This window comes from Terriglobales bacterium (assembly GCA_035624475.1).
Taxonomy (GTDB): Bacteria; Acidobacteriota; Terriglobia; order Terriglobales; family Acidobacteriaceae; genus DASPRL01.
In genome coordinates this window covers 1-3,164 of sequence record DASPRL010000064.1, presented here as the reverse complement: position 1 = coordinate 3,164, position 3,164 = coordinate 1, and the positions used below count along the sequence as shown (strand labels likewise).

Sequence of the window (3,164 nt, the reverse complement as noted above, 5' to 3'; positions counted from 1 at the left end):
GCCGGGGCCGCGCCGCGGCGACCACGCCACCAGCCGCCCTTCCGCCAACTGCAGCACCCCGATGGCCAGCAGCGTCAGTTGCTTGTGGGGCTCGTCGATGGGCTCCAGCAGCGCCAGCCCCGCCAGGAAGACCAGGAACAGAATGTCGATCCAGTTGATCGCTGGCCGTTCCCGCACCACCGTCGTCATGCCGCTTCCCCCTCTGAATCTAACACGGGAGTCGCAGCTTACGTTGCGGCGCGGGAGGTCGTGGCGCAGCTTTGCCCCCAGGCCGGTGGGAACGGGGACTCACTGCAATACGTGACCCGGGTCACCGCGCAGGGGGGTCGCGGGGGTGAAGAATGACTCTGTCTGCATTCCGCGATCGTGGGCGGTGACACCCGACCGTGCCGGGGAGGTCACCATGGCTGGCTCGGAGTGGAAACGAAGAGACTTCATCAAGACGCTCGCCGGAAGCCTGGCGGCCGTACGCCTGGACTGGGCTTCCTTCCCGGTCGGCCCGGCGGCCGCCCGGGGAGAAAACGAATTCGACGCGGTCATCATCGGCTCCGGTCTGGGCGGGCTCAGCTGCGCCGCCGGCTTCGCCCGCCAGGGCTTCAAGGCGCTGCTCCTGGAGCAGCACGACAAACCCGGCGGCTACGCCACCTCCTTCCGCCGCCCGGGGGGATTCGAGTTCGACGTCTCCCTGCACTCCACTACCGTGGGAGAGCGGAACGGCCTGCACAACCTGATCCCGGGCTTTCCCGAGATCACTGAGATCGAGTTTGTTCCTCACCCCAACCTCTACCGCGCCATCTTTCCCCACCACGACCTCCGCGTGCCCACCCGCGATCTCCCCGGCTACCTCGGCCTGCTGAGCAAGGCGTTTCCGGCGGAAGAAGCCGGCATCCAGGCCCTCTTCGAGGACATCCAGGGGCTGGCGCAGGACCTTGCCCGGCTCTCCCGCGCGAAAGGGGAGGTGGATGCCAGCCGCTTCCCGCTCGAGTTTCCCCACCTGGAGCGCTTCGGGCGCAGCACCTGGGGAGAGATCGTCGATGCCCACATCCACGATCCCCAGCTCAAGGGCGTGATCTCGGCGCTCTGGGGATACTACGGCCTGCCCCCCTCCAAGCTGGCGAGCATCTACTACGCCCTGCCCACCTACTCCTATCTCACCGAGGGCGGCTACTATCCCCGGGGGCGCTCGCAGACGATCAGCAATGCGCTGGTGGATTTCGTGCAGGCGCGGGGCGGCAAAGTGCTGCTGCAGCAGCGCGTCCAGAAGATCCTCACCCAGGACGGCGCGGCCCGAGGCCTACGCACCGCCGACGGGCAGGAATTCACCGGCAAGGTCGTGGTCTCCAATGCCAATGCCTACGACACCTTCCACACCCTGCTGGAAAACGATCCCCGCCTGCAGGACTACCTGGCCCGCATGGACGGCTTCAGCGTCAGCCTCTCCACCTTCCAGGTCTTCCTCGGGCTGAAGCGCGACCTCGTGAAGGAGCTCGGCCTCACCGACACCGAGATCTTCTATTCTCCCTCCTACGACAGCGAAGCCAGCTACCGGGGCGCTCTCAACGCCGACTTTAACGATCCCGGCTTTGGGGTCACGCTATACGACAACCTCTTTCCCGGCTACTCTCCCCAGGGAAAGAACACCATCAATCTGATGACCCTCCAGGGCTTCGATCACTGGAAGCCCTACGAGAGCGACTACCGGAAAGGCGACAAGACACCCTATCGCGCCGAGAAGGAGCGCATGGCCGATCAGCTCATCCGGCAAGCCGAGAAGGTGCTGTTGCCGGGGCTTTCGAAGGCCATCGAAGTGAGAGAGGTCGGCACGCCGCTGACCAACCTCCGCTACACCGGGAACTATCGCGGGGCCATCTACGGCTGGGACCAGACCCTGGACAACTCCGAGCCCCGGCGGGTGCCGCACGCCACGCCCATCAAGAACCTCTACCTGGCGGGGGCGTGGACCCGGCCCGGGGGCGGCTACAGCGCCGTGCTCGAAAGCGGCCTGGAGTGCTTCGCCGAGATCATGAAGGCCTGGGCGTAGCCTCCCGGCCGCCAGCCTACCTCTGGTCCAGCGACACCAGCTTGACCTCCACCGGGATGGTCAACTTCTCGCTCCCGCGCGCCACCTCCACTTGGTGACGCTCGCCCTCGCCGGCCAGCCAGATGCGCAGTTGCCCCAGGGTGAATTCCCCGGCCGGCTTGCCGTCGAAGCCGGTGATCACGTCGCCCTTCTGGAAGCCCGCCTGCTCCGCCGGCGAGTCTTTGCGCACGCCGGTCACGGTGTAGGTGTGCAGGTCGGTGCCCGAGGCCAGCACCACCACCCCAAAGGTCCGCCGCTCCGGGAAGGGCTTGCCGGCTTCTGCGGTGGGCTCGAAGATCACGCGGTTGCGGGCGTAGTCGAGGAAGACGTGATAGCGGCGGAAGGTCGACTCCCCGATCGTCCCCGAGAAGCTGCTGCTGGCGTACGCTCCCTTGGTGTTGACCGACATGTTGATGGGGATGTCGTCCACCTCCAGCGGCCCCAGCTTCAGCTTCTGGATGCGCCCGCGCACGTTCTGCTGGGTGAAGAACTGGTTCTCCAGACCGGGGGTGCGGTTCACGCCCGCGCCCGTCTGCGCCAGCCGCGCCAGGTCGTTGGCCTTCACGAAGGGCGAGGTCAGGGTCATGGTCTCGGCCGCCCCGAAATCCAGCACGAAGTACGCCGGGATCTCCGGCTTGGTGGGCACCGAGATCGTCCCGTGAGCGAAGGGAATGCCGTTGTCGAAGGTCACCGGCACGACCAGGCCGTTGCCCGTGTACTTCCAGTTCGCCGGATCGTGCAGGGTCATCAGCCTCTTGTCGTAGTCGATCTCGATCACGAAGCGGCTGATGAAGTCGTAGCCCAGGATGCCTCCCAGGGGCATGCCCAGCGCCCGCTCCAGGCCGGTCTGATCGATCACCGCCACGTGCTGGTTGCGCAGCTCCACGCCCGGCAGGGTGAAGGTCGCGCCCGTGGCGTAGTCGTACTCCGCCGAGCCGCCCCCGCCCGTGGTCGCGGTCTTGCCGTAGGTCTTCATCCCGAAGTCGGCCAGCCGCGGCGTGTTGATGACCTCCTGGTCGGCGCCCGTGTCCAGGATCCACCCGATGGGCGGCCGCCCGTTCAGCGAGGCCTGGAAGATGATGTG

Annotated in this window: 3 protein-coding genes; 1 reads left to right on the top strand and 2 read right to left on the bottom strand. The window is 66.6% G+C overall.

The window, feature by feature from the left end; translation table 11 throughout:
* Nucleotides 1-189 (bottom strand): hypothetical protein (locus VEG08_02885; GenBank protein HXZ26926.1); only part of this gene is annotated, 189 nt, incomplete at its 3' end.
* 214 nt (nt 190-403) lie between these two features.
* Between VEG08_02885 and VEG08_02880 the strand changes: the two genes are divergently transcribed.
* Complete coding sequence (locus tag VEG08_02880; GenBank protein ID HXZ26925.1) at nt 404-2,041, top strand: NAD(P)/FAD-dependent oxidoreductase; 1,638 nt, start codon at nt 404-406, stop codon at nt 2,039-2,041.
* 16 nt (nt 2,042-2,057) lie between these two features.
* Here VEG08_02880 and VEG08_02875 read toward each other — a convergent pair.
* Nucleotides 2,058-3,164, bottom strand: a 1,107-nt coding sequence (locus VEG08_02875; GenBank protein ID HXZ26924.1) for an aspartyl protease family protein, incomplete at its 5' end; no start/stop codon positions are given.